Here is a 3,407-nt window from a genome sequence, read left to right as displayed (position 1 = left end):
GCGACCCGCTCACGCTGGGGAACCGCGCCCGCGCGCAAGCCGACGAGCGCAACGCCGCGCCCCGGTCCGGCTATGCCTGGGCGCTGTGCTACTGCGCGGCCGCCACCGGCTTGTCGATGCTGGCGTTTCCGGTGCTGCACCAGACCAACATCGTCATGCTGTTCCTGCTGGCGGTGGTGGCCGTTGCGCTGCGCCACGGGCGGGGTCCGGCGGCGCTGGCGTCCGTTGTCAGTGTGGCGTTGTTCGATTTTTTCTTCGTGCAGCCGCTGGCATCCTTTGCCGTGTCGGACGTGCAGTACCTGCTGACGTTCGCCGTGCTGCTGGCCGTGGGCCTGCTGATCGGGCAGTTGACGGCCGGGCTGCGGCTACAGGCGCAGGTGTCGGTCAAGCGCGAAGCCGACGCGCGCAGCCTGTATGAATTCGCACGCGAGCTGTCGTCGGCATTGTTGCCGGAGCAGATCGTGGCGCTGGCCGGCGCATTCGTGCACGCAACGTTCGGCTCGCGCTGCGCGCTGTATATCCTGGGCCTGGACGACCGCCTGAAACTGGCCTCGCCCGCCGCCGCCGACATGCCGGCGCTGGAATCGGCGTTGGCCCAATGGGTGTACGACCATGGCCAACCCGCCGGGGCGGGCACCGCCACGCTGTCCAACAGCGAGCTGCTGTACCTGCCCTTGAAGGCGCCGATGCGCACGCGCGGCGTGCTGGCACTGGCCGCGCCGCGCCGCAGCCTGTTCACGCATCCCGACGCGCGCCGCCAGATCGAGGCCTACGCCACGCTGATCGCCATTGCGCTGGAACGGCTGCACTATGTCGAAGTCGCGCAGCAGGCGCTGGTCAGCATGGAATCCGAACGGCTGCGCAATTCGCTGCTGGCGGCGGTGTCGCATGACCTGCGCACCCCGCTGACCAGCCTGGTCGGCATGACCGACACGCTGACGCGCCGGCCGGGCACGCTGCCGGACGATGTGCAGGACACCATTCGCGCCATGCGCGACCAGGCGCAGCGCATGCATGCGCTGGTGGTCAATCTGCTGGACATGGCGCGGCTGCAAAGCCACGACACGCCGCTGCGCCTGGAATGGCAGTCCATTGAAGAACTGGTGGGCGCGTCGCTGGCCGCCATGCGCGAACCGCTTGCCGCGCACCGCGTCACCGTCGCGCGGCTGTCCGACCTGCCGCTGGTGGAATGCGATGGCGTGCTGATCGAGCGCGTGCTGTGCAACCTGCTTGAAAACGCGGCCAAGTACACGCCGCCCGGCAGCAGCGTGCACATCCACGCCGCCGTGCACGATGGCACGCTGCGCGTGGCCGTGTGTGACAACGGCTCCGGCGTTGCCCCCGGGGCCGAACGCCGCATCTTCGAAAAATTCACGCGCGGCGACCGCGAATCCGCTACCCCCGGCGTGGGCCTGGGCCTGGCGGTATGCGAAGCCATCATCCTGGCCCACCACGGCCGCATCTGGGTGGAACACACGCCGGGCCAGGCCCATGGCGCGCAGTTTGTCTTCAGCCTGCCGCTGGGCACGCCGCCCGACGTCCAACCCGAATCCCTTTGAAAGCGCCTTTGCATGTTCGACTACCAGCCTACCGTCCTCATCATTGAAGACGACGCCAACATCCGGCGTTTCGTGCGCCAGGCCCTGGAAAGCGAGGGTTGCGCCGTGCACGAGGCCGACACGGTCAAGCGCGGCCTGATCGAAGCCGGCACCCGCCAGCCCGACGCCATCGTGCTGGACCTGGGGCTGCCCGACGAAGACGGCATGACGTTGATCCGCGAATTGCGCGGCTGGACGCAGGTGCCGGTGCTGGTCTTGTCGGCCCGCAGCGCCGAGCCGGACAAGGTGGCGGCGCTGGACGCGGGCGCCGACGACTACCTGACCAAGCCTTTCGGCGTCAGCGAACTGCTGGCGCGGCTGCGCGTGCTGTTGCGCCGCCATGCGCGGGCGGGCGCGGCCAGCGCCGCCGAGATCAGCTTTGGCGACGTGCGCGTTGACTTCTCGCGGCGTGTCGTCGATCGCGGCGGCCAGCACGTGCACCTGACCGCCATGGAATACCGGCTGCTTGCCGCCCTGCTGGCGCACCGGGGCAAGGTCATGACACATCGTGAACTGCTGCGTGAAGTGTGGGGGCCGTCGCATATCGAAAGCAACCACTACCTGCGCATCTACATGGGGCATCTGCGGCAGAAGCTCGAAGCCGACCCGGCACAGCCCGTGTTCCTGCTGACGGAGATCGGCGTGGGGTACCGCTTCGCGGGCTGAGCGGAGCAACGGATCGCGGTGACCGGGATGTAGTAAACGTGGATGTAGTAAACGTGGATGTAATCAACGTGGATGTAATCAACGTGCCTGTGATCCACATTGACGCGATCTTTACGCGTGCCGCCCGTGTCTTGTCTCGCGCTTTATGCCGATCCTCCTATTGTTGCGATCCGTTCAACAGCAGGAGCATTCCATGTCCCGCAATTCCTTGGCCGCGCTGGCGCTGCTGACGCTGGCCGCCACCGCGCAAGCTAATGACGCCCCGGTCGCCGCCGCCGCCCCCGACTTCACTTTGTCCGCAAACCTCAGCCTGACCAGCCAATACCGCTATCGCGGCCTGATGCAGTCGGACAACAAACCCGCCGTGCAAGGCGGCTTCGACCTTGCCCACCGCAGCGGCTTTTATCTGGGCAACTGGAATTCCAGCATCAGTTGGCTCGGCGACAGCAACCCCGACGTTTCCGCCCCCGTGGAAATGGATTTCTACGGCGGCTACAAGGGCAATGTGGCCGACGGCGTGCCCGTGGACCTGGGTGTCTTGCAGTACTACTACCCGGGCGATTTCCCGTCCGGCTACACCAGCCCCGACACCACCGAACTCTACGCCGGCATCGGCTATGGCCCGGTCATGTTCAAGTATTCCATTGCCATGACCAACCTGTTCGGCTTTGCCGACAGCAAATACAGCCAGTACTTCGACCTGAGCGCCAACGTCGACACCGGAGTGTGGGGCCTGACCCTGAACGCCCATGCCGGCCGCCAGATGGTGAAGAACGTGGACAAGGGGTCGTATACCGACTGGAAGCTGGGGCTGACCAAGGACTTTGGACAAGGCCTGTCGGTATCGCTGGCCTACCTGGACACCAACGCGGATCGCGCCGTCTACACCAACACGCGCGGTCGCGACATGGGCCGCGCGACAGGCGTGCTGTCGTTGACCAAAACCTTTTGATCCGCCCGGGCGTTGACGCGATTTTTACGCGCCGCGCCCGCTTTTATCGGCGGGGTTTACGGCGCGCTTCCTATAGTGGAATCGTCATCAACCAACCGATACGCGGATCGCCGCAAGCAGCGGCCTCCGCCCCGCCCCCGCCATGATCGCCCAACCCAATTCTTCTGGCCCCGCCTTGCTTGCCCCCTTTC

The 3,407-nt window shown here is 66.2% G+C and carries 3 protein-coding genes; all 3 read left to right on the top strand.

The features are described from left to right. The coding region (locus ACNPP0_RS00655) for a DUF4118 domain-containing protein (RefSeq protein ID WP_448704745.1) at window positions 1-1,559 on the top strand (1,559 nt) is incomplete at its 5' end. A gap of 12 nt (window positions 1,560-1,571) precedes the next feature. Continuing rightward, the gene (gene kdpE / locus ACNPP0_RS00650; RefSeq protein WP_448704744.1) at window positions 1,572-2,264 is read left to right on the top strand and encodes a two-component system response regulator KdpE; all 693 of its coding nucleotides are present in this window, start codon (window positions 1,572-1,574) and stop codon (window positions 2,262-2,264) included. A gap of 193 nt (window positions 2,265-2,457) precedes the next feature. Then, window positions 2,458-3,216, top strand: a complete 759-nt coding sequence (locus tag ACNPP0_RS00645) for a TorF family putative porin (RefSeq protein WP_448704743.1) — start codon at window positions 2,458-2,460, stop codon at window positions 3,214-3,216. Window positions 3,217-3,407 lie beyond the last annotated feature (191 nt).

This window comes from Achromobacter semiaridum (assembly GCF_053543755.1).
This window is presented reverse-complemented; position numbering and strand designations above follow the sequence as displayed.